Annotated in this window: 12 protein-coding genes; 5 read left to right on the top strand and 7 right to left on the bottom strand. The window is 69.9% G+C overall.

The window, feature by feature from the left end; translation table 11 throughout:
• Nucleotides 1-63: 63 nt before the first annotated feature.
• The 6 genes from ACQPZG_RS08515 to ACQPZG_RS08490 form a co-directional block, all read right to left on the bottom strand.
• Nucleotides 64-1,731 (bottom strand): alpha/beta hydrolase, encoded by a 1,668-nt coding sequence (locus tag ACQPZG_RS08515; protein ID WP_433545229.1) that lies wholly within the window; start codon nt 1,729-1,731, stop codon nt 64-66.
• A gap of 428 nt (nt 1,732-2,159) precedes the next feature.
• Nucleotides 2,160-3,689, bottom strand: coding sequence for a helix-turn-helix domain-containing protein (locus tag ACQPZG_RS08510; RefSeq protein ID WP_433545228.1), 1,530 nt, complete (start codon nt 3,687-3,689; stop codon nt 2,160-2,162).
• A gap of 84 nt (nt 3,690-3,773) precedes the next feature.
• A complete protein-coding gene (locus ACQPZG_RS08505) occupies nt 3,774-5,162 on the bottom strand; it encodes an FAD-binding oxidoreductase (protein ID WP_433545227.1) in 1,389 nt (462 codons plus the stop codon).
• 124 nt (nt 5,163-5,286) lie between these two features.
• A complete protein-coding gene (locus ACQPZG_RS08500) occupies nt 5,287-6,219 on the bottom strand; it encodes a Vgb family protein (RefSeq protein ID WP_433545226.1) in 933 nt (310 codons plus the stop codon).
• A gap of 205 nt (nt 6,220-6,424) precedes the next feature.
• Entirely contained in the window at nt 6,425-6,892 is a 468-nt protein-coding gene (locus tag ACQPZG_RS08495) for a pyridoxamine 5'-phosphate oxidase family protein (protein WP_433545225.1), read from the bottom strand.
• A 401-nt stretch (nt 6,893-7,293) separates the two neighbouring features.
• Nucleotides 7,294-7,704: a VOC family protein gene (locus ACQPZG_RS08490; RefSeq protein WP_433545224.1), complete on the bottom strand. Its 411-nt coding sequence runs from the start codon at nt 7,702-7,704 to the stop codon at nt 7,294-7,296.
• 272 nt (nt 7,705-7,976) lie between these two features.
• Here ACQPZG_RS08490 and ACQPZG_RS08485 point away from each other — a divergent pair, with 272 nt between their 5' ends.
• Nucleotides 7,977-10,796, top strand: a complete 2,820-nt coding sequence (locus ACQPZG_RS08485; RefSeq protein WP_433545223.1) for an aconitate hydratase — start codon at nt 7,977-7,979, stop codon at nt 10,794-10,796.
• 101 nt (nt 10,797-10,897) lie between these two features.
• On the opposite strand, the gene ACQPZG_RS08480 is transcribed toward ACQPZG_RS08485, so the two are convergent.
• A complete protein-coding gene (locus ACQPZG_RS08480; protein ID WP_433545222.1) occupies nt 10,898-14,746 on the bottom strand; it encodes a GH92 family glycosyl hydrolase in 3,849 nt (1,282 codons plus the stop codon).
• Between the two features lie 423 nt (nt 14,747-15,169).
• Here ACQPZG_RS08480 and ngcE point away from each other — a divergent pair, with 423 nt between their 5' ends.
• From ngcE to ACQPZG_RS08460, 4 genes are all read left to right on the top strand, one after another.
• Nucleotides 15,170-16,600 carry an N-acetylglucosamine/diacetylchitobiose ABC transporter substrate-binding protein gene (gene ngcE / locus ACQPZG_RS08475; RefSeq protein WP_433545221.1) on the top strand — a complete coding sequence of 477 codons (1,431 nt, stop codon included), beginning with the start codon at nt 15,170-15,172 and terminating at the stop codon, nt 16,598-16,600.
• A gap of 191 nt (nt 16,601-16,791) precedes the next feature.
• A complete protein-coding gene (locus ACQPZG_RS08470) occupies nt 16,792-17,706 on the top strand; it encodes a carbohydrate ABC transporter permease (protein ID WP_433549312.1) in 915 nt (304 codons plus the stop codon).
• 20 nt (nt 17,707-17,726) lie between these two features.
• Nucleotides 17,727-18,626, top strand: coding sequence for a carbohydrate ABC transporter permease (locus ACQPZG_RS08465; protein WP_433545220.1), 900 nt, complete (start codon nt 17,727-17,729; stop codon nt 18,624-18,626).
• Nucleotides 18,627-18,877: 251 nt separating this feature from the next.
• The gene (locus ACQPZG_RS08460; protein ID WP_433545219.1) at nt 18,878-20,155 is read left to right on the top strand and encodes an extracellular solute-binding protein; all 1,278 of its coding nucleotides are present in this window, start codon (nt 18,878-18,880) and stop codon (nt 20,153-20,155) included.
• Nucleotides 20,156-20,174 lie beyond the last annotated feature (19 nt).

Genomic DNA, 20,174 nt, shown 5'->3' with positions numbered 1-20,174 from the left:
GAGTCCGGCGGCGCCCGGCCCCGAAGACGCGAGCGCGCGACGGCCCTGCGGCGGAACGAAACACTACGAGTCGGTCCGGAGCGCCGTGACGCAGGTCGGGTCCTTGCGCGGCAGGACGCCGGTGGCCAGGTACCGGTTGACCTCGTCGTCCACGCACGTGCTGCCGTAACGCCCGTAGAGACCGTGCCGATTGGCGCCCTTCAGCGTGAGGAGTGCGGAGCCCGGCAGCTGGGCGTGCAGGGCGACGCTGCTCCGGTACGTGGTGCGCGGGTCGCCGGTGGCGGCCACGATCAGCGCCCCGGCGTCGCGCCGCACCCGGGTCGGCTCTTCGCGCGGCCGGTCCCAGAAGGCACACGGGCCGATGTTGTGGGTGAGCGGCCCGAACAACGGGTGCGCCGCACGACTGCGTTCGACGTCCCGCCAGTACGTGCGGGGGGAGCGTGGGGCGGCCACGTCCCCGCAGAGGACCGCGTGCTGTACGCCCGAGGGCTCACCCCCTCCGTGCAGCACGTAACGCAGAGCCGCGGCGAACCCCGGTGACAGCGCGACCGGCGCCGCTCCCTCGGCGGCCCTGGCCAGTACGGACATCTGCTCGCTGAAGGCGGCCCGCGCCGGGTCGGTGTCGTCCGCCGTGGCCGAGAAGAGGAGGGCGGGCACCTGGGTGTCGTCGAGCCGGAAGGCGTCGGCACCGGTGCCGACCCGCAGCGGCTCGCGCGCGGACGCCGCGACGACACGGTCGACGGTGGCGAGCACCGCCGCACGGGTACGTCCCAGGCGGTAGGTGTCGTGGCGGCCCGCCACCCAGCCCGCCCAGTCGGCGAGCGCCTTCTCGTTCTCGCGCTCGGAGCCCGTGAGCATCCGCGGTCCGTAGTCGGCCGGGGCGAACGCGCCGTCGAGCACCATCCGGTCGTAGCGGCCGGGGAACATCTGCGTGTAGACCGTGCCCAGGTAGGTGCCGTACGAGTAGCCCAGGTAGGAGATCTTCCGCTCGCCGAGCGCACCGCGGATCACGTCCATGTCGCGCGCCGTGTTGCGAGTGGTGACGTGCGGGAGCACCGAGACCGGCGGGGACCCAGCGGTGCGGGGGAGTACGGAGGTGCCCGCGGAGCGGCACTTGGCCGCCAGGTTCTTCTGCAGGGCGACCTGGCGGTCGAAGCCGGCCCGGCCCGCGCCGGCCGAGAACCACGCCGTCCCGACGGGCCAGCCGCAGTCGAGGGGGGTGCTGCGCCCGACGAAGCGCGGGTCGAAGCCGACGATGTCGTAGCGCGGGCCGACGTCCTTCATCGCCTTGCGAATGACCGGCGGGGCCTGGAGAGCGGGGCCGCCCGGGCCGCCGATGTTGAGGAGCATCGTGCCGATGCGGTGGCGGGTGTCGGTTGCTTCGAGCCGGGAGATCGCCAGGGTGATCGTGCGCCCCCGGGGGTCGGCGTAGTCCAACGGCACCGTCAGGGTGGCGCATCGCAAGCCGGTGCCGTCCATGGCGCGGCCCGCCGCGTCCTGTGGGCCGCGGGCGCAGCTGCCCCAGTCGGGGCGTTGCCGGTAGTAGCGGTCGAGCAGCGACCCGGGGCCGTTTCCGGTGGCGCTGTGGGAGGCACGGCCTGCCGAAGCCCCGGAACCGGGGCCCGCCGCCGTCGCGGCGTGGGCGGCCAGGGAGGGGGATGTGCTCAGGCAGGCGGCGAGGGCCAGCCCGGTGGCGGAGGCGCGGCGCGCGGCGGGGTGCAGGGGGGACATGGGGCTCCGTACGTCGTGGCTTGCCTCGACGTTAGGAATCCGACCCGACGCGGCACATCGCCCACGGGCACGAGGACCTGGGTCCCGGTCGCGCCGCCACCCGGGACCAGCGGCCCGGTGGGCCTCCTCCCCGAGGAGGAGGCCCACCAAGCGCCGCGCACCGCCGGGAACGCGGGAAAGGGTGTTCTGCGCCAAGACGTGGCGAGGGGGCGCAGGACGTGGGCGGCGGAGGGACCGAGCAGGCCCGGGGCCGCTGCGGCGGGCGCGGGGCCGGTCCGGACGGACCTGCGGTCTCGCCGAGGGGCCCCGCAGAGCGTGGCCGGACCCCGCGCGGGCTCGAAGTCCCGGGGGAAGTCGCAGAGGTGCCGCCGCACCCCGATCCGCCGTGCCGAGCGGCAGGTCGGACGGGAAGCGGCGGCAGCCGTACCTCAGATGTCCCGGAAGATCTCGATCTGCGCGCCCACCGAGTTCAGTCGCTCCGCCAGGTCCTCGTAACCCCGGTTGATCACGTACACGTTGCGCAGGACCGACGTGCCGTCGGCGGCCATCATGGCGAGGAGGACGACCACGGCCGGGCGCAGGGCCGGGGGGCACATCATCTCGGCGGCGCGCCAGCGGGTCGGGCCCTCGACCAGCACCCGGTGCGGGTCCAGGAGCTGGAGGCGGCCGCCGAGGCGGTTGAGGTCGGTCAGGTAGATCGCGCGGTTGTCGTAGACCCAGTCGTGGATGAGGGTCTGGCCCTGTGCGGTCGCCGCGATGGCCGCGAAGAAGGGCACGTTGTCGATGTTGAGCCCGGGGAACGGCATCGGGTGGATCTTGTCGATGGGCGCTTCGAGCTTCGACGGACGCACCGTCAGGTCCACCAGGCGCGTACGCCCGTTGTCGGCCTGGTACTCGGCCGAGCGGTCGTGGTCGAGCCCCATCTCCTCCAGTACCGCGAGTTCGATCTCCAGGAATTCGATCGGCACCCGGCGGATGGTCAGCTCGGACTCGGTGACGACGGCCGCGGCCAGCAGGCTCATCGCCTCGACCGGGTCCTCGGAGGGGGAGTAGTCCACGTCCACGTCGATCTCCGGCACGCCGTGCACGGTCAGCGTCGTCGTGCCGACGCCCTCGACCTTGACGCCGAGCGCCTCCAGGAAGAAGCACAGGTCCTGGACCATGTAGTTGGAGGACGCGTTGCGGATGACGGTCGTGCCGTCGTGCCGGGCGGCGGCCAGCAGGGCGTTCTCGGTCACCGTGTCGCCGCGCTCGGTCAGGACGATCGGCCGGTCGGGGCCGGTCGACCTCTCGACCTCCGCGTGGTAGATGCCCTCGGTCGCGGTGATGTCCAGGCCGAAGCGGCGCAGCGCGATCATGTGCGGCTCGATCGTGCGCGTGCCGAGGTCGCAGCCGCCGGCGTACGGCAGTTTGAACCGGTCCATGCGGTGCAGCAGCGGGCCGAGGAACATGATGATGGAGCGGGTGCGGCGGGCCGCGTCCGCGTCCATCGCCGCCATGTCCAGTTCGGCCGGCGGGACGATCTCCAGGTCCTTGCCGTCGTTGACCCAGCGCGTGCGGACGCCGATCGAGCTGAGTACCTCCAGAAGGCGGTACACCTCCTCGATGCGCGCCACCTTGCGCAGCACCGTGCGGCCCTTGTTGAGGAGGGTCGCGCACAGCAGCGCCACGCACGCGTTCTTGCTGGTCTTGACGTCGATCGCGCCGGACAGGCGACGACCCCCCACCACGCGCAGATGCATCGGACCCGAGTACCCGAGCGACACGATCTCGCTGTCGAGGGCTTCACCGATTCGGGCGATCATCTCAAGGCTGATGTTCTGGTTGCCGCGCTCGATCCGGTTCACCGCGCTCTGGCTGGTGCCGAGTGCGTCCGCGAGCTGCGTCTGGGTCCAGCCACGGTGCTGACGCGCGTCACGGATGAGCTTGCCGATGCGTACGAGGTAGTCGTCTGCCATGGGGGCAGGCTATCTCAGATATGAGATGACAACTCACTCGACTGGGCCAACGGGGTGACGGGCCTGGCGACCCGTCAGTCGCGTTCAGTGCTCCGCGGGGGCGATGTTGCGGTTGTAACGGAAGAGGTTGTCGGGGTCCAGGTGCCGCTTGAGCCGACGCAACCGCAGGTAATCGGAGGCGGAGAATCCGCCCCGGGTCTGCTCCTGCGAAGCCCGCTCCCCGTCCCCGAACTCGAAGAGCAGCGCGCTGCCCAGGGTCCACGGCGCGAGCGCCGCCCTCACCTCCCGCTGCACGGAGCGGGAGAGGCCGAGGTCCGCCGCCCCGTCGACCGGCGTGAGCAGTTGTACGAGGTACTGCGCGTCCCGGTGTCCCACCGCGCCCCCGCCGCCCTCCGGCGTCCGCGCCAGCGCCCCGCCGAGGTGCCGCACCCCGAGCACGCACATGATCCCGGCCGACGGTCCCGTCGCCCCGAGCACCCCGTCGAGCGTGCTTGCGTCCGGCAGTCCGTGGAGCAGCACTCCCGTCCCGGCGTACGCGTGCGGGAAGGGCGGCTCGCGGTAGATGTGGCCGCTCTCCGTGTACGGCATGTCGCGGAGGTCGTCGACCAGCCGGGGCGCGACCGCACGCAGCGGGGCGACGAGGCGCTCCCCCTCCTCGGCGGGCCCGTTGAACACGACGCGGACGTGTGCCACGTACCGTCCGCGCAGGTCGTCGGGGAGCATCGGCAGGTCGGGGTAGGGGACGAACCCGATCGACGAGGTCAGCGTCTCGGGCACGGTGGCCGTCCACTGCCCGTACACCCGCATCAGTTCGTGCGCGTGCTCCCCGTCGAAGAGCAGCCCGCCGCCGTAGACGCGCCGCACCGGCACGAGTCCCACCTCCACCGCGGTCACGACCCCGAAGTTGTGCCCGGCGCCGCGCAGCGCCCAGAAGAGTTCCGGGTCGCTCGACGCGTCGACCGTCCGCGCCTGTCCGTCGGCGGTGACCACTTCGACTGTACGGACGTGGTCCGACGCGTACCCGAACTCCCGCGCCAGCAGCCCGATTCCGCCGCCCAGCAGGTACGACACCGCGCCCACCCCGGGGAACGACCCGCTCAGCGGCGCCAGTCCGTGCCCGGCCGCCTCCTTCACGACCTGCTCCCACCGCGCGCCCGCCCCGATCCACGCCGTGCCCGCCACGGCGTCGACGCGCACGCCGTCCAGCGCCCGGGTGGCGACCAGTACCCCGCCGTCGGCGGCGACCGACAGCCCGTGCCCGGTGGCCTGCACCGCGACGGGCAGCTTTCGCCCCGCCGCGTACGCCACGGCGATCCGTACGTCCTCCGCGCTCCTCGCGGCGACGACCACGTCGGGCCGGTGCGCGTACGCCGTCTGGAAACCGGCGAGTTCCGCCTCGTATCCCTCGTCACCGGGGAAGTGCACCGAACCCTCGACGCGGGGGAAGTCCCTGAACTGCTCCGTGTGCACCACTGCCGAGCTCCTCTCTTCGCCACCGCCCGTGCGGTGTCGTCCTGTGCGCAACAGCCTCTCCGGTGAACAGGCCACCTTTTGGCCTGTTTCACCGGAGAGGGCGGGAAGGCGTGGAGAAGGCGCGTCAGGCGATCCCGACCCGGGCCAGCGACCCCGTCTCCATCGCCACCCACAGCGCCCCGTCGGCGCCCAGCGCGATGCCGTGCGGCTCGGAGGCGGGGGAGGGGATGGCGTACTCGTCGATCCGGCTCCCGTCGGCGGTGATGCGGCCGACCCGGTTGGCGCCCCACTCGGTGAACCACAGTGCGCCGTCGCCGCCGGTCACCAGGGCGTGCGGGCGCGAGGTGCGGTCGGGCAGCGGGAACTCGCGGATCCCGCCGTCCGCGTCGATCCGGCCGATCTGCCCCGCCCCGATCTCGACGAACCACATGGCCCCGTCGGGTCCCGCCGTGATGCCGACCGGGCCCGCGTCGGGGGTGGGCAGCGGATGGATCTCGATGTCGCTTCCGTCGGTACGGATCGAACCGACCGCGTTGGCCAGGTTCAGCGTGAACCACATCCGCTCCCCGTCCGGACCGGCGGCGATGGCGGACGGATACCCCCCGGCGACGGTGGGGGGCAGCAGGAACTCGATCACCTCGCCGTCCGTGGTGATCCGGCCGATCCGGTCGGTGTTCATCTCGGTGAACCACACCGCACCGTCCCCGCCCGCCGCGATCCCGTACGGCCCGCACTGCGGGGTCGGCAGCGCGAACGAGTCGACCGTGCCGTCCGCCGCTATCCGGCCGATCCGGTGTCCCTTGTACTCGGTGAACCACAGGGCCCCGTCGCCGGGTCCCGCGACGATCACCGTGGGCCCGCTGTCCGCGGAGGCGAGCGGGTACGACGACACTCCGCCGCGGGGCGAGACCCGGCCGACGCTGCCCTCGTGCACCTTGGTGAACCACAGCGCGCCGTCCGGACCGGTGGCGATGCCGTACGGTCCCGCCTCGCCGTCGGACACCGGGACACCGGTGAGGGTGACGCGCGGACCGGAGGACGACTGGGGGTGTGGCATGCGGGGGACTCCTTCACGGAACTGCCGGGGGCGGGGGGTGGGTGAGGGGCACCCGGACCTGAACAGGCCCTTCGATCATGCTAGTTGTCGGCCGTGCGATCGGCTTGCCGCCTCCCCGCCCGCTGTCGCGCGATTCTTCCGCGGACGTCCGCCCCGCGCCGGACCGCCGTCCGCCCAGCCGTGCGCGGTCGTCGGCGTGCGCCGTTCAGCCGAGCCAGCGGCCGTCCCGCATGAGGTCGCGCCCCCGCAGCTCGTTCGCCTCCCGCCATGCCTGTACGCGCCGCGGCCCGACCAGGAAGTACTGGTACGTCGAGGCGAGTTCGCGCGGATCGAAACCGGTCTTGGCGGCGAACGCCCGGCCCGCCTTCGGGTCGAGGTCGGCGAGGTCCACCGGCTCCGCGACGCCGTCGACGAGGACGACGTCACGGGTGGGACCCAGGCTCAGCCGCACCCGCCCGTCCGCCAGGAGGTTGCGCCCGGTGACCGACGCGCGGGGAGTGGAGAGCAGGAACGCGGCCCCGTCCCAGAGGAAGGAGAGCGGAATGAGGTGGACGCCGCCGGGGGAGCCGTCCGCGGCGCCCGCCGTCGCCACCCACAGGTCGACGTCGTTCTCCAGCCTCGCCCGGATGTCCCGCAGCCGCTCCGCGAGTCCGCGCGGTGGCGTGTCCGTCATGCTTGCTCCCGTTCGCCCGTGGTGCCGACGGGCACCAGGTGCAAGGACGCGCGCGACGGCGACCCGGTTGCCTCCCGCACGAACCGTCCGGGCCGGTCCCCGCCCCGCCGGAGCCGCCCAGCACGAGCCGGCGCCATGTCCGTCGGCGCCACGGGACGCCGACGTCCTCGGCCAGTGCGCGGCGCCGGTACGGCACCGGCCCCGCCGGGCTCGACACCCCGGCGGCGCTTGGCGGGCACATCCCGCCGGAGCCCTTCGCCACGCCGAGTCCCGGCCGAAGGACGACCGCTTGCTCGCGGCCGGGTCCGCGACGCCCAGCAGGAGCACGGACCCCTCGCCCTCCACGCCGGCTGCGGCACGGGCGCCCGGTGCTTCCTCCTGACTCACCGGTCCGGCAGCCGTCAGCGCAGTTCCTGGATGCGGATCAGGTTGCCCGCCGGGTCGCGGAAGGCGCAGTCGCGGATCCCGTACGGCTGCTCGGTCGGCTCCTGCACGATGTCGGCGCCGTTCGCGCTGACCTTCTCGAAGGTGCCGTCGAGATCACGGGTCGCCAGCAGGATCCAGCCGTACGTGCCCTTGGCCATCATCTCGGCGATCGTGCGGCGCTCGTCCTCGGTGATCCCGGGGTCGGCGCCCGGCGGGGCGAGCAGGAGCGAGGTGTCGGGCCGGCCCGTCGGGCCGACGGTGATCCAGCGCATTTTTCCCCGGCCGACGTCGCTGCGCACCTCGAAGCCGAGGACGTCGCGGTAGAAGACCAGCGAGGCGTCCGGGTCGTCGTGCGGAAGGGAGCTGGTGTGCAGGGAGATGTCCATGGGCGGATGCTAGGCACCGCCCGGCGCCCACGCTCCTCGGAATGCGATCCTTCCCGCACCTTTCTCTTCCGGCCGTGGCCGGGCATGACCGAACAGCGGCCATGTACTAGAGTTATCTCGACATCGAGATATCTGCCCAGCGCGCCGCAGTCGCCACTTCTCGGTAAGGGTTACCTAACTAAGCCTTACCTTAGCGGGTCGGCCCGGAGTCGTGGCGGCAGGATTGCTGTATTGCGGTAGAACGCGCACTTTTTTGACTGAAGGAGACTGTCGTGTCGGCGAACAGCTTCGACGCCCGCAGCACGCTGCGAGTGGGCGACGAGTCGTACGAGATCTTCAAGCTGGACAAGGTCGAGGGCTCCGCGCGCCTCCCTTACAGCCTGAAGGTGCTGCTGGAGAACCTGCTCCGCACGGAGGACGGCGCGAACATCACCGCCGACCACATCCGGGCGATCGGCAACTGGGACTCCCAGGCCCAGCCCAGCCAGGAGATCCAGTTCACGCCGGCCCGCGTGATCATGCAGGACTTCACCGGCGTGCCCTGCGTCGTGGACCTCGCCACCATGCGTGAGGCCGTGAAGGAGCTGGGCGGCGACCCGGCGAAGATCAACCCGCTGGCCCCGGCCGAGCTGGTCATCGACCACTCCGTCATCGCCGACAAGTTCGGCACCGCCAACGCCTTCCAGCAGAACGTGGAGCTGGAGTACGGCCGCAACAAGGAGCGCTACCAGTTCCTGCGCTGGGGTCAGACCGCCTTCGACGAGTTCAAGGTCGTCCCCCCGGGCACCGGCATCGTCCACCAGGTCAACATCGAGCACCTCGCCCGCACGGTCATGGTCCGTAACGGCCAGGCGTACCCCGACACCCTCGTCGGCACCGACTCGCACACCACCATGGTCAACGGCCTGGGCGTGCTGGGCTGGGGCGTCGGCGGCATCGAGGCCGAGGCCGCGATGCTCGGCCAGCCGGTCTCCATGCTCATTCCGCGCGTCGTCGGCTTCAAGCTGACCGGCGAGCTCCCGGCCGGCACCACCGCCACCGACCTGGTCCTCACGATCACCGAGATGCTGCGCAAGCACGGCGTCGTCGGCAAGTTCGTCGAGTTCTACGGCGAGGGCGTCGCCGCCACCTCGCTCGCCAACCGCGCCACCATCGGCAACATGTCGCCGGAGTTCGGCTCCACCGCCGCGATCTTCCCGATCGACGACGAGACGCTGAAGTACCTGCGTCTGACCGGCCGCGACAAGCAGCAGGTCGCGCTCGTCGAGGCGTACGCCAAGGAGCAGGGCCTGTGGCTGGACCCGGCCGCCGAGCCGGACTTCTCCGAGAAGCTGGAGCTCGACCTCTCCACGGTCGTCCCCTCCATCGCCGGACCCAAGCGCCCGCAGGACCGCATCGTCCTCGCCAACGCCGCCGAGCAGTTCGCCGTGGACGTCCTCAACTACGTCGACGCGCCCGTCCCGCAGCCGACCAAGGCGCAGGGCTCCCCGGTCGACGAGGCCAGCGACGAGTCCTTCCCGGCCAGTGACGCCCCGGCCTACGGCAGCGACGACAACGGCGCCGGCGCGCCCGAGCACGCCTCCTCCACCGGTGCCTCCGTACCGTCCAACCCGGTCACCGTGACCGCCGCCGACGGCTCCACGTACGAGCTGGACCACGGCGCGGTGACGGTCGCGGCCATCACCTCCTGCACCAACACCTCCAACCCGTACGTGATGGTCGCCGCCGCGCTCGTCGCGAAGAAGGCCGTCGAGAAGGGCCTGACCCGCAAGCCGTGGGTCAAGACCACCCTCGCCCCGGGCTCCAAGGTCGTCACCGACTACTTCGACAAGGCGGGGCTCACCCCCTACCTCGACAAGGTCGGCTTCAACCTGGTCGGTTACGGCTGCACCACCTGCATCGGCAACTCGGGCCCGCTGCCCGAGGAGGTCTCCAAGGCAGTCAACGACAACGACCTCGCGGTCACGTCGGTCCTCTCCGGCAACCGGAACTTCGAGGGCCGCATCAACCCCGACGTCAAGATGAACTACCTGGCCTCCCCGCCGCTGGTCGTCGCGTACGCGATCGCCGGTTCGATGAAGGTCGACATCACCACGGAAGCCCTCGGCACCGACCAGAACGGCAAGCCGGTCTTCCTCGCCGACATCTGGCCGACCGAGGCCGAGGTCAACGACGTCGTCGCCAACTCCATCGGCGAGGACATGTTCAACAAGTCCTACCAGGACGTCTTCGCGGGCGACGCCCAGTGGCAGGCCCTCTCGATCCCCACCGGCAACACCTTCGAGTGGGACAACGAGTCCACCTACGTGCGCAAGCCCCCGTACTTCGAGGGCATGACGATGGAGACGACCCCGGTCGAGGACATCGCCGGCGCCCGCGTCCTGGCCAAGCTGGGCGACTCGGTCACCACCGACCACATCTCCCCGGCCGGTGCGATCAAGGCCGACACCCCGGCCGGCCAGTACCTCACCGAGCACGGCGTCGAGCGCCGCGAGTTCAACTCGTACGGCTCGCGCCGAGGCAACCACGAGGTCATGATCCGAGGCACGTTCGCCAACATCCGCCTGCGCAACCAAATCGCGCCGGGCACCGAGGGCGGCTTCACCCGCGACTTCACCCAGCCCGACGCGCCGGTCTCGTACATCTACGACGCCTCGCAGAACTACCAGGCCGCCGGCACTCCGCTGGTCATCCTGGCGGGCAAGGAGTACGGCTCGGGCTCGTCCCGCGACTGGGCCGCCAAGGGCACCGCGCTCCTCGGCGTCAAGGCCGTCATCGCCGAGTCCTACGAGCGCATCCACCGCTCGAACCTCATCGGCATGGGCGTCCTGCCGCTCCAGTACCCGGAGGGCGCCTCGGCCGAGTCCCTGGGCCTGACCGGCGAGGAGACCTTCTCCATCACGGGCGTCACCGGTCTCAACGACGGCGGCATCCCGGAGACCCTCAAGGTCAAGGCCGCCCGCGGCGGAGACGCTGATGGTGACAGTGTCGAGTTCGACGCGAAGCTGCGCATCGACACCCCCGGCGAGGCGGACTACTACCGCAACGGCGGCATCCTCCAGTACGTGCTGCGCAGCCTGATCCGCAGCTAGCAGCGACCGGAGTACGTCGACGGGCCGCACCCCTCGGGGTGCGGCCCGTCGTCATGGGCGCCGCGTGCGACTGCGCCGGGCTCCCGGCAGGAGCCCGCGGCTCACGACAGGAGTTCCACCTCCGACAACGTCGCGGGGCCGGTCGTCACCAGGCGGTAGTGGCGGTACGTCCCGGGCTGGCGGACCGTGAAGACGCGGGTCTGCCGGTCCCAGGTGAACGTCTCCTTCAGGCGCTCGTCCAGAACCTCCCACGTCGTGCCGTCCCGGGAGCCCTCAAGCACCCATCCCGCCGGGGCGGTCGCGCGGTCGGCCGAGGTGAGCGTGTACTGGAGGGCGCGGGTCGGGGCGGCCACCGGGAGGTCCGTGAGCGTCGCCGGCCGGGCCGCAGTGGCGGAGGTGTCGTCGAAGAGCGGGCCGGGCCCGGTGAGGGCGTCCCGGCGCGGGTTCGGCACCTCGTTGTCCTGGGTGACGGAGACCGGAGCGGCGTCCGGGCCCGAGCCCCAGGCGGACGGGGCTGCGCCCATCTCGAAGTCGAGGGTGCCGCCGCGGGCGAGCAGGTCGTGCGGGAGCGCGGTGGAGTCCCACCGCTTGCCGTTGACCTTGAGGCCCTGGACGTAGATGTTCTTGGCACTGTTCTTCGGGGCGCGGACGGTCAGCGTCCGGCCGTTCTCCATGCGGACGGTGGCCTTGGTGAACAGCGGGGAGCCCACCGCGTACTCGCCGCTGCCCATCACCAGCGGGTAGAAGCCGAGCGCCGAGAAGAGGTACCAGGCGGACTGCTCTCCGTTGTCCTCGTCCCCGTGGTAGCCCTGGCCGATCTCGCTGCCGGTGTACAGGCGGGCCAGCACCTCGCGGACCTTGGCCTGGGTCTTCCAGGGCTGGGAGGCCGCGTTGTACATGTACGTGGCGTGGTGGGCGACCTGGTTGGAGTGGCCGTACATGCCCATCCGTACGTCCCGCGCCTCCGTCATCTCGTGGATGACGCTGCCGTACGAACCGGTGAACTCGGGCGAGGCGGTCTCCGGGGTGGCGAAATAGGTGTCCAGCTTCTTGCCGAGGCCGGGGCGTCCTCCGTACAGGTTGGCGAGGCCGCGGCTGTCCTGCGGTGCGGTGAACGCGTAGCCCCAGCCGTTGGTCTCGGTGTAGTCGTGGCCCCAGACGCGCGGGTCGTACTTCTCCGAGGGGACGCGCCAGTCGCCCTTGAGGTCCCGGCCCTGGAAGAAGCCCGCCTTCGCGTCGAACAACTGCACGTAATTGCGGGCCCGGTTGAGGAAGTACGCGGACTCCTCCCGGTACCGGGCCTTCTTCGTCCTCTTGAAGAGCGCCTCGCCCATCTTCGCCAGGCCGTAGTCGTTCAGGTAGCCCTCCAGCGACCAGGACAGGCCCTCATGGGTCTTCGTGGAGGCGTAACCCAGGAACGGGGAGGTGTCCATGCCCTTGCGGCCGACGCCGGAGAAGGGCGGCACGACGGTGGCGTTCTTGAGCGCGGCCTCGTAGGCGGCCGACGCGTCGAAGTCGACGCCCTTGACGTACGCGTCGGCGAACGCGACGTCCGAGGAGGTGCCGGTCATCAGGTCCGCGTAACCGGGCGAGGACCAGCGGGAGATCCAGCCGCCGTCCTTGTACTGCTGCACGAACCCGTCGACCAGCTTCCCCGCCTTCTTCGGCGTGAGGAAGGAGTACGCGGGCCACGTCGTCCGGTAGGTGTCCCAGAACCCGTTGTTGACGTAGACCTCCCCGTCGACGATCTTCGCGCCGGTGTGGGTGGGGGTGTCCGGGCCGGTCTGCGGGGAGAAGGGGCTGGCGTACCTGGTCTTCGAACCGACCTTCTCGTGGCCGGAGTTCGGGTACAGGTACAGCCGGTAGAGACTGGAGTAGAGGGTGGTCAGCTGGTCGTGGCTCGCTCCCTCGACCCGCACCCGGCCCAGGAGGTCGTCCCAGGCGTCCTGCGCGCGGTCCCGGACGCGCTCGAAGCGGGAGCCGGCCGGGATCTCGTCGGCCAGGTTCCGCTTGGCCTGGTCCACGCTGATCAGCGACGTGGCGAGGCGGAGCGTCACCTGCTTCCGCGCGGAGGGCTCGAAGCGGAGGTAGCCCGTCACGTCGTCGCCCCCGCCGCCGCTCAGCTTTCCGCTCGCGGTCACCGGCGCGTCGAAGACGCCGTACACGAAGAGCCTGGTGGCGCCGGTGGACAGGCCGCTCTTGACGTCGGAGAAGCCGGTGAAGGAACTGGTACCCGGATCGAGGGTGAGCCCGCCGTCGTTGGAGACGTTGTCGAAGACGATGCTCGCGTCCTCACCCGGATAGGTGAAGCGCATCATCGCCGCGTGGTCGGTCGGCGTCATCTCGGCGCGCAGACCGTTCTCGAAGGTCACCCCGTAGTAGTGCGGCTTCGCGGTCTCTCTCTCGTGCCGGAAGGGCAGTGCACGGGCCGTGCGGGAGGCGTCCGGGGTGCCGGCCGCGGCCGACGGCATCACCTGGAAGGTCTGCCGGTCGCCCATCCACGGGCTCGGCTCGTGGCTCGCGCTGAACGCCTGGAGGGTGGGCAGGTTGTCGGCGTTGTTCCCGCGCGCGTAGTCGTAGAGCCAGCTGGTGGAGCCCGCGTTGGTCACCGGAGTCCAGAAGTTGAAGCCGTGCGGCACGGCGGTCGCCGGGATGTTGTTGCCGCGCGAGTACGCGCCGCTTGAGTTCGTGCCCCGCGTCGTGCTCGCGTAGTCGGACAGCCGCGCGTGCCGCTTCTCCGGCGGCTTCCGCTCGATCCGTACGTCGTCGATCCAGCCGCGGAACTTCGCCGGGCCCCTCGGGTTGTCGTACGCCACCAGGATCCGGTCCACCGTCTTGCCGGCCGCCACCGCGCCGATCCGCGAGGCCTTGTGGTTCCACTGGTTCGCGTACAGCGTCTTGGACGCCCCCTGGCCCTGCGGCGACACCACCGCGCCGTGCTGGTCGAGGGCGCGCAGGTCGCTCAGATAGGTGCCGTCCGTGAAGGCCAGGTCCACCGACACGTACGTGGACGGATAGTTGAGGTCCGCGCCCTTCTCGTCCGTCGGCAGCGACGGGAAGACCCGATAGGACAGTTCGGTGTCCCGGCCGACGCGCGTGTGCACGTCGAAGACCTTGTTGTACGAGTACGCCCGGCCGTCCGCCTTGTGCGTGCCCGCGTACCGCAGCGCCCGCTTCCCCGTGAAGCCCGCGCCCGACTTGGCGGTGGGGGAGCCCGAGGGCCCGCGGTCGATCTGGCTGCGCATCTGCTCGGGGACCGGAGTGGAGGTGTCGCCGTTCGAGAACTGGACGTCGGCGAGCTGGAGCAGCGGTGCGCCGGCGTTGCGGGTGATCTCCAGGCGGTAGTGCCGGTACGCGGTGTCGTTCGCGAAGCCGTACGTCTTCGTCTGGAAGCGGGAGGCGAAGGACTCGTCCTTGCGGGTGTCGAGGGTCTTCCACGTCGTGCCGTCCGCGGACCCCAGGAGATTCCAGTCCTTCGGATCGCGTTCGGCGGCGTCGTTGGCCGAAGTCAGCGCGTACGACACGACCTTGACGGGCTCGTCCAGGTCGAACTCGACCCAGCCCACCGGCAGGAAGGTCAGCCACTTGCTGCCCGGCGTGATGTCGACCAGGTTCTCCTTGACCTCGCCGCCCGCCTGGTTCTCGGCGCTGGCGCGCAGCGCGGTGACGTGGTCGGTGACGTTGCCGGGAATGCCCTCCGTGTCGCCGCCGTCGACGCCGGAGGTCTTCGGCCGCCCCTGTGCGTCCGCTTCCACGGTGTTGCGCCACGCGGGGGCGGGGTCGTCCGCTTCGAAGGAGGAGCTGAACCCCCTCTCCGCGGGGTCGGGTTGGAGTGGCAGGATCGGCTGGGCCGCGGCGGACGGGGCCAGCAGGGCGACCGCGAGGGCGGCGGCCAGCAGGCCCGCGAAGGTCGCCGAAGCGCCCCCGCCACGTCTGGATGTGGACTGCATCCCGGGTGGTTCCTCTCCCTGGACAACGTTGTCAGAGGCGTACGTACCACCAGTAGGGAGTCAAGTGGCCGATGCTGTCAAGGAGATGGGAGGGGCGTCGGTGGAGCAAATGGGTGAGCTGCGCCCTCAGAGGTCTCAACTAGGGAAAGAAGGCCCGCCAACCCGGCTTCGATCTTGCCGAGTTGACGGCAAGTGGACTATACCTATCGGCGTCCGCACCGCCCGGGAAACCGGTTCCGGACCAGGGGAGACGGGGGGCGCCGGGGCATGTCGACACGCCCCTTCGCGTCTCCCGCGCATCCGGCCGGAGCAACGAAGATTCGAGTCATCCGATCGCGGTGACGGGGTCCTTGTTCCGAGTCGCATTCGGTCGAGGTGACACCGGCACACCGCCTGAGTCCTGAAGAGAGCGAGGACTTGAGCATGGGACCCACCCACGTCAACCGTCGTGACGTACTGAAGAGGACGGCCGCCGCGGGCCTGTTCGCACTGCCCGCGGTCGGCGCCCTGAGCTCCTGCGCCAGCGGTGGCGGCGGTGAGAAGAAGGCCGAGAAGGGCACCAAGTCCGACAAGAACCCGCTCGGGGTGAAGGAGGACGCCGCGCTGTCGGTGTACATCTTCAACGGCGGCTACAAGGACAGGTACGCCCAGTTCGTCACCGACATGTACGGCAAGGCCTACCCCAAGGCCGAGGTCGACCAGAAGGCCACGGAGAAGATCGCCACCCAGCTCCAGCCGAAGATCGTCCGCGGCAAGCCCTCGGCGGACGTCGTCAACAACTCCGGCGCCGACCAGATGAACATCGGCAAGCTCGTCACCAACAAGCAGGTCGCCGACTTCACGGAGATGCTCGACGCGCCCTCCTGGGACGACCCCGCGGTCAAGGTGCGCGACAGCCTCTACCCGGCGATGCAGTCGATGGGCGCCTTCGGCACCGACGGCTGCTACCAGCTCAACATCGCCATGACGGTGTACGGCAACTGGTACTCGCAGCGGATGCTGAAGGAGACGCTGGAGGCCGAGTACCCGAAGACCTGGGACGAGATGCTCGCCGTCTGCAAGAAGGCGAAGGACAAGGGCATCCACGGCTGGAGCTACCCCGGCGGGCACCCCCGCTACATGCTCTTCTCCATGTACGCGATGTTCGCCCAGGCCGGCGGCCGCGAGGTCGTGGAGGCGATGGACTACCTGGAGCCGAGCGCCTGGAAGCACGACGCAGTGAAGTCCGTCTTCGAGGCCTTCGAGGAACTCGTCGCCAAGAAGTACGTCCTGACCGGCTTCGACGGCCCGCAGGGGCACACCGAGATGCAGACGGCCTGGACCAAGGGCAAGTGCGTCTTCGTCCCCAACGGTTCCTGGGTCGAGAACGAGGCCAAGGACACCACGCCCAAGGGCTTCGGCATGACGGTCGGCGCCACCCCCTCGCTCTCGTCGGCGGACAAGCTGCCCTTCGGCACGCTCTACTCGCCGCCCGGTGAGCCCTTCATCGTCCCCGCCCAGGCCACGAACGTGCGGGGCGGGCTGGAGTGGATGCGGATGATGTACAGCAAGGAGGCGTCCGTGAACCTCTTCAAGGAGACCGGCGGCATCCCCGCGCTCAAGGGCGCGATCGACGGAATGCAGCTGCCGCCCGGCACCGACAGCGCGCAGAAGGCCATCACGGCGGCCGGCGACAACATCGTCATCCCCTTCTTCAAGGAGTGGTACGGCGAGCTGTTCACCGAGGACTACAACACGGTGATGGGCCGCTTCATGACCGGCGACATGTCGACCACCCAGGCCCTCGACACCATGCAGAAGGCCGCGGACCGGGTGGCCAAGGACCCCGACATCACCAAGATCAAAAAGGTCTGAGACAAGACGAGTGCGGCGCGTGACGCGCGCCCTCGCGAGCGCGGGGCGCGCGTCCTCGTACGTGTGGGAACGGGCGGAATCGGAGCGGCGTGAGCACTGACGTGAGTACGGACAAACGGGCGGCCAGGCCGGCCCATCGGCTGTTGTTCCTCGCGGCGGTCGTCCTGCCGCCCCGGTTCACCCCGGAGAGCGTGCGCTACGACCGCAGGTACCGCACGCTGGACAAGTACCGGTTCGTCGCGGGATTCCTCGCGATCCCGCTGGCCTTCTACGCGGTGTTCGTCGTCTCCCCGTTCCTCCAGGCGATCTACTACGCGTTCACCGACTGGTCGGGCGGGCCGGTGGCCAACTTCATCGGCTTCGACAACTTCGTCAAGATGTGGAACGACGAGCGGTTCTGGGACTCCACGACCACCAGCCTGACCCTGCTGATCCTCGCCCCTGTCGTCACCCTCGTACTCGGCATGTTCTTCGCGTACATGATCACCGCGGGCGGCAGGCACCGAAGGGGCCGGGCCATCGCGGGCGTCGCGGGCTCCTCGCTGTACAAGATCGTCTACTTCTTCCCGCAGGTCCTCTCCGTCGCCATCATCGCCGTGGTGTGGGGGCGGGTCTTCAACACCAACGCCGGTCTGATCAACGGCGGTCTGAACTCCGTCGGCATCGAAGGCCCCGCCTGGCTCGGCGGCGAGTACGGTCTCGCCCTGATCGCCACGCTCACCGTCATCTGCTGGAGCTTCGTCGGCTTCTACGTGGTGCTCTTCTCGGCCGCGATGGGCGCGATCCCCAAGGACATCCACGAGGCGGCGCTGCTCGACGGAGCGGGCCGCGGAACCACGTTCTTCCGGGTCACCCTCCCGCTGATCCGGGACACCGTGCGCACCGGCTGGATCTACATGGGCATCCAGGCCCTGGACTCCTTCGCGATCGTGCTGGTGATGATGCCCCCGCACGCCATGAAGGTGACCCCGGTCTTCCTCTACGAACGCTTCCGGGAGGGGCAGTTCGGTTACGCCACCGCCATCGGCGTGGTGCTTCTCCTGCTCAGCGTGGTGTTCTCCCTGATCGTCATGCGGGTCGGGGACCGCGACCGGATCGAATACTGAGAGCGTGGGAGAGACGCACGATGAGCACACTCAGCAAGAGCGGACGCACCGGGGCTCCTGGGAGCCGGGGCGGCGCGGGCCGGGTCAGGGAGGGCGGCGCCGCCCTCAACGTCTTCTCGCACGCCTTCCTCGTCCTGTGGGCCGTGATGGCGGCCGGGCCGCTGATCTGGGTCGCGATCACCGCCCTGCGCACCTCCGGCGACATCCTCGGCGACCCCATGGGGCTGCCCTCCTCGCCGCACTGGCAGAACTTCGCCAACGCCTGGACCCAGGCGCACATCGGGCAGTACGCCGTCAACTCGCTGATCATCCTCGCGGGTTCGCTCACCGGCACGATGCTGCTCGGATCGATGGCCGCGTACGTGATAGCCCGCTTCACCTTCCCCGGCAACAGGTTCGTCTTCCTGCTGTTCGCCGGCGGCATGATGTTCCCCGTCATCCTCGCGCTCGTCCCGCTGTTCGCCGTCATGGAGAACTTCGGGCTGCTGGACACCCGGGCGGGGCTGATCGTCGCGTACATCGCCTACTCGCTGCCGTTCACCACCTTCTTCCTGACCTCCTTCTTCCGTACGCTGCCCACCGGCGTCCAGGAGGCCGCCATGGTGGACGGTGCGTCGCACACCCGTACGTTCTTCCAGATCATGCTGCCGATGGCCAAGCCCGGCCTGGTCAGCATCGGCATCTTCAACTTCCTGGGGCAGTGGAACCAGTACCTGCTGCCGCTGCTGCTCAACAACGAGAACGAGACCAGTTACGTACTGCCCCAGGGCCTCGCCTCGCTCGCCGTCGCGCAGGGCTACCGCGGCGACTGGGGCGCGCTCTTCGCCGGGCTGACCATCGCCATGGTGCCGGTGCTCGTCGTGTACGCGGTCTTCCAGCGCCAGGTGCAGGCGGGACTCACCGCCGGCGCGCTCAAGTAGCACGTCCGAACCCGCTTGCGGCGGCATCCGCGCGCGGCGTCCGGGTGTCGTCCAAGTGACTTGCGAAGGAACCTTTTTGAAGCCTCATTTCGGCTTGGACACGAAAGTGGTCTAGGCCTGTTGCGCCGTCGCGCAGCGTGAGTAGTGTCTGCGCCACGGCGCTGCGGGGAGATCATCACCCGGCCGACGGGTCCGGGGCCGACCCCGGGAAGAAACTGCAAGTCGACGCTGATGTCGAAGGGTTGGACAGTATGAGGAATCGCGTAGTAGCCACCGGAGCGGCAACGCTGGTGATGGCACTGGGACTCAGCGCCTGCGGCGGCGGCGACGAGGGTGGCGGCGAAGGCAAGAGCAAGACGATCAAGGTCGTCGCCGCCGACTACGGCGACAAGGCCTCCAACGCCTCGAAGATCTTCTGGGAGAAGGTCGCCAAGGACTTCGAGGCCGCCAACTCCGGCTACAAGGTCGACCTCCAGATCATCAACTGGAACGACATCGACAAGTCCGTCAAGAACATGATCCAGACGGACAACTACCCCGACGTCCTCCAGACCGGCGGCTACGCGGACAAGGTCGCCGACGACCTGCTCCACAAGGTCGACGACGTGCTGTCGCCCGCCACCAAGGCCAACATCGTCCCCGCGTTCGCCAAGGCGGGCGAGGCCAAGGGCGCCGCGTACGGCATCCCGTGGGTGTCCTCCAGTCGGGTGCTCTTCTACAACAAGAAGGTCTTCTCGGCCGCCGGGGTCGACAAGGCGCCGACCACCTGGGCCGAGGTCGCCGACGCCGCCAAGAAGATCTCCGAGAAGAAGGCCGCGGACACCCCCTACGCCCTCCCGCTCGGCCCCGAGGAGGCCCAGGGCGAGACCCTGATGTGGGAGATGGGCAACGGCGGCGGCTACACCGACGCCGCAGGCAAGTACACGCTCAACAGCGCCCCGAACGTCGAGACCTTCAAGTGGCTCCAGGACAACCTGGTCAAGCCCGGCCTCACCTACCCCAACCCCGCCTCCACCGACCGCAAGACGGCCTTCGCCGACTTCGCCGCCGGCAAGGTCGGCATGATGAACGGCCACCCGAGCGTCGTCAAGATGGCCGAGGACGGCAAGGTCGAGTACGGCGTCGCCAAGATCCCCGGCAAGACGGGCCCGCTGGAGAGCACCCTCGGCGTGGCCGACTGGACGATGGCCTTCAAGGACGGCAAGGCCGACAAGGACGCCGTGAAGAAGTTCCTCGACTTCACGTACACCAAGAAGAACCTGGTGGCGTTCGCCGAGATGTACAACTTCATGCCCGTCACCACGGACGCCGTCGCCGAGATGCAGGCCAACCCCAAGCACGCCTCCCTGAAGCCCTTCTTTGAGGCGCTGCCCACCGCGAAGTTCTACCCGGTCAACGACACCGCCTGGGACGTCATCTCCGCCGAGATCAAGAAGTCCGGCGGCAAGGCGGCGAGCAAGGACGAGGACCCGAAGGCCGTCCTGGACGACCTCCAGAAGAAGGCCGAGGACGCGGCCGCCGCCGAGTAACGCGCTGGTCCGGACCGTT

This window comes from Streptomyces sp. CA-294286, assembly GCF_050947155.1.
In the GTDB taxonomy this organism is placed as follows: Bacteria; Actinomycetota; Actinomycetes; order Streptomycetales; family Streptomycetaceae; genus Streptomyces.
This window is presented reverse-complemented; position numbering and strand designations above follow the sequence as displayed.

Coding starts and splice junctions, on each gene's coding strand:
- ACQPZG_RS08490 (WP_433545224.1), bottom strand. CDS start 7,704: ATGGACATCTCCCTGCACACCAGCTCCCTTCCGCACGACGACCCGGAC.
- ACQPZG_RS08500 (WP_433545226.1), bottom strand. CDS start 6,219: ATGCCACACCCCCAGTCGTCCTCCGGTCCGCGCGTCACCCTCACCGGT.
- ngcE (WP_433545221.1), top strand. CDS start 15,170: ATGGGACCCACCCACGTCAACCGTCGTGACGTACTGAAGAGGACGGCC.
- ACQPZG_RS08465 (WP_433545220.1), top strand. CDS start 17,727: ATGAGCACACTCAGCAAGAGCGGACGCACCGGGGCTCCTGGGAGCCGG.
- ACQPZG_RS08460 (WP_433545219.1), top strand. CDS start 18,878: ATGAGGAATCGCGTAGTAGCCACCGGAGCGGCAACGCTGGTGATGGCA.
- ACQPZG_RS08515 (WP_433545229.1), bottom strand. CDS start 1,731: ATGTCCCCCCTGCACCCCGCCGCGCGCCGCGCCTCCGCCACCGGGCTG.
- ACQPZG_RS08495 (WP_433545225.1), bottom strand. CDS start 6,892: ATGACGGACACGCCACCGCGCGGACTCGCGGAGCGGCTGCGGGACATC.
- ACQPZG_RS08510 (WP_433545228.1), bottom strand. CDS start 3,689: ATGGCAGACGACTACCTCGTACGCATCGGCAAGCTCATCCGTGACGCG.
- ACQPZG_RS08480 (WP_433545222.1), bottom strand. CDS start 14,746: ATGCAGTCCACATCCAGACGTGGCGGGGGCGCTTCGGCGACCTTCGCG.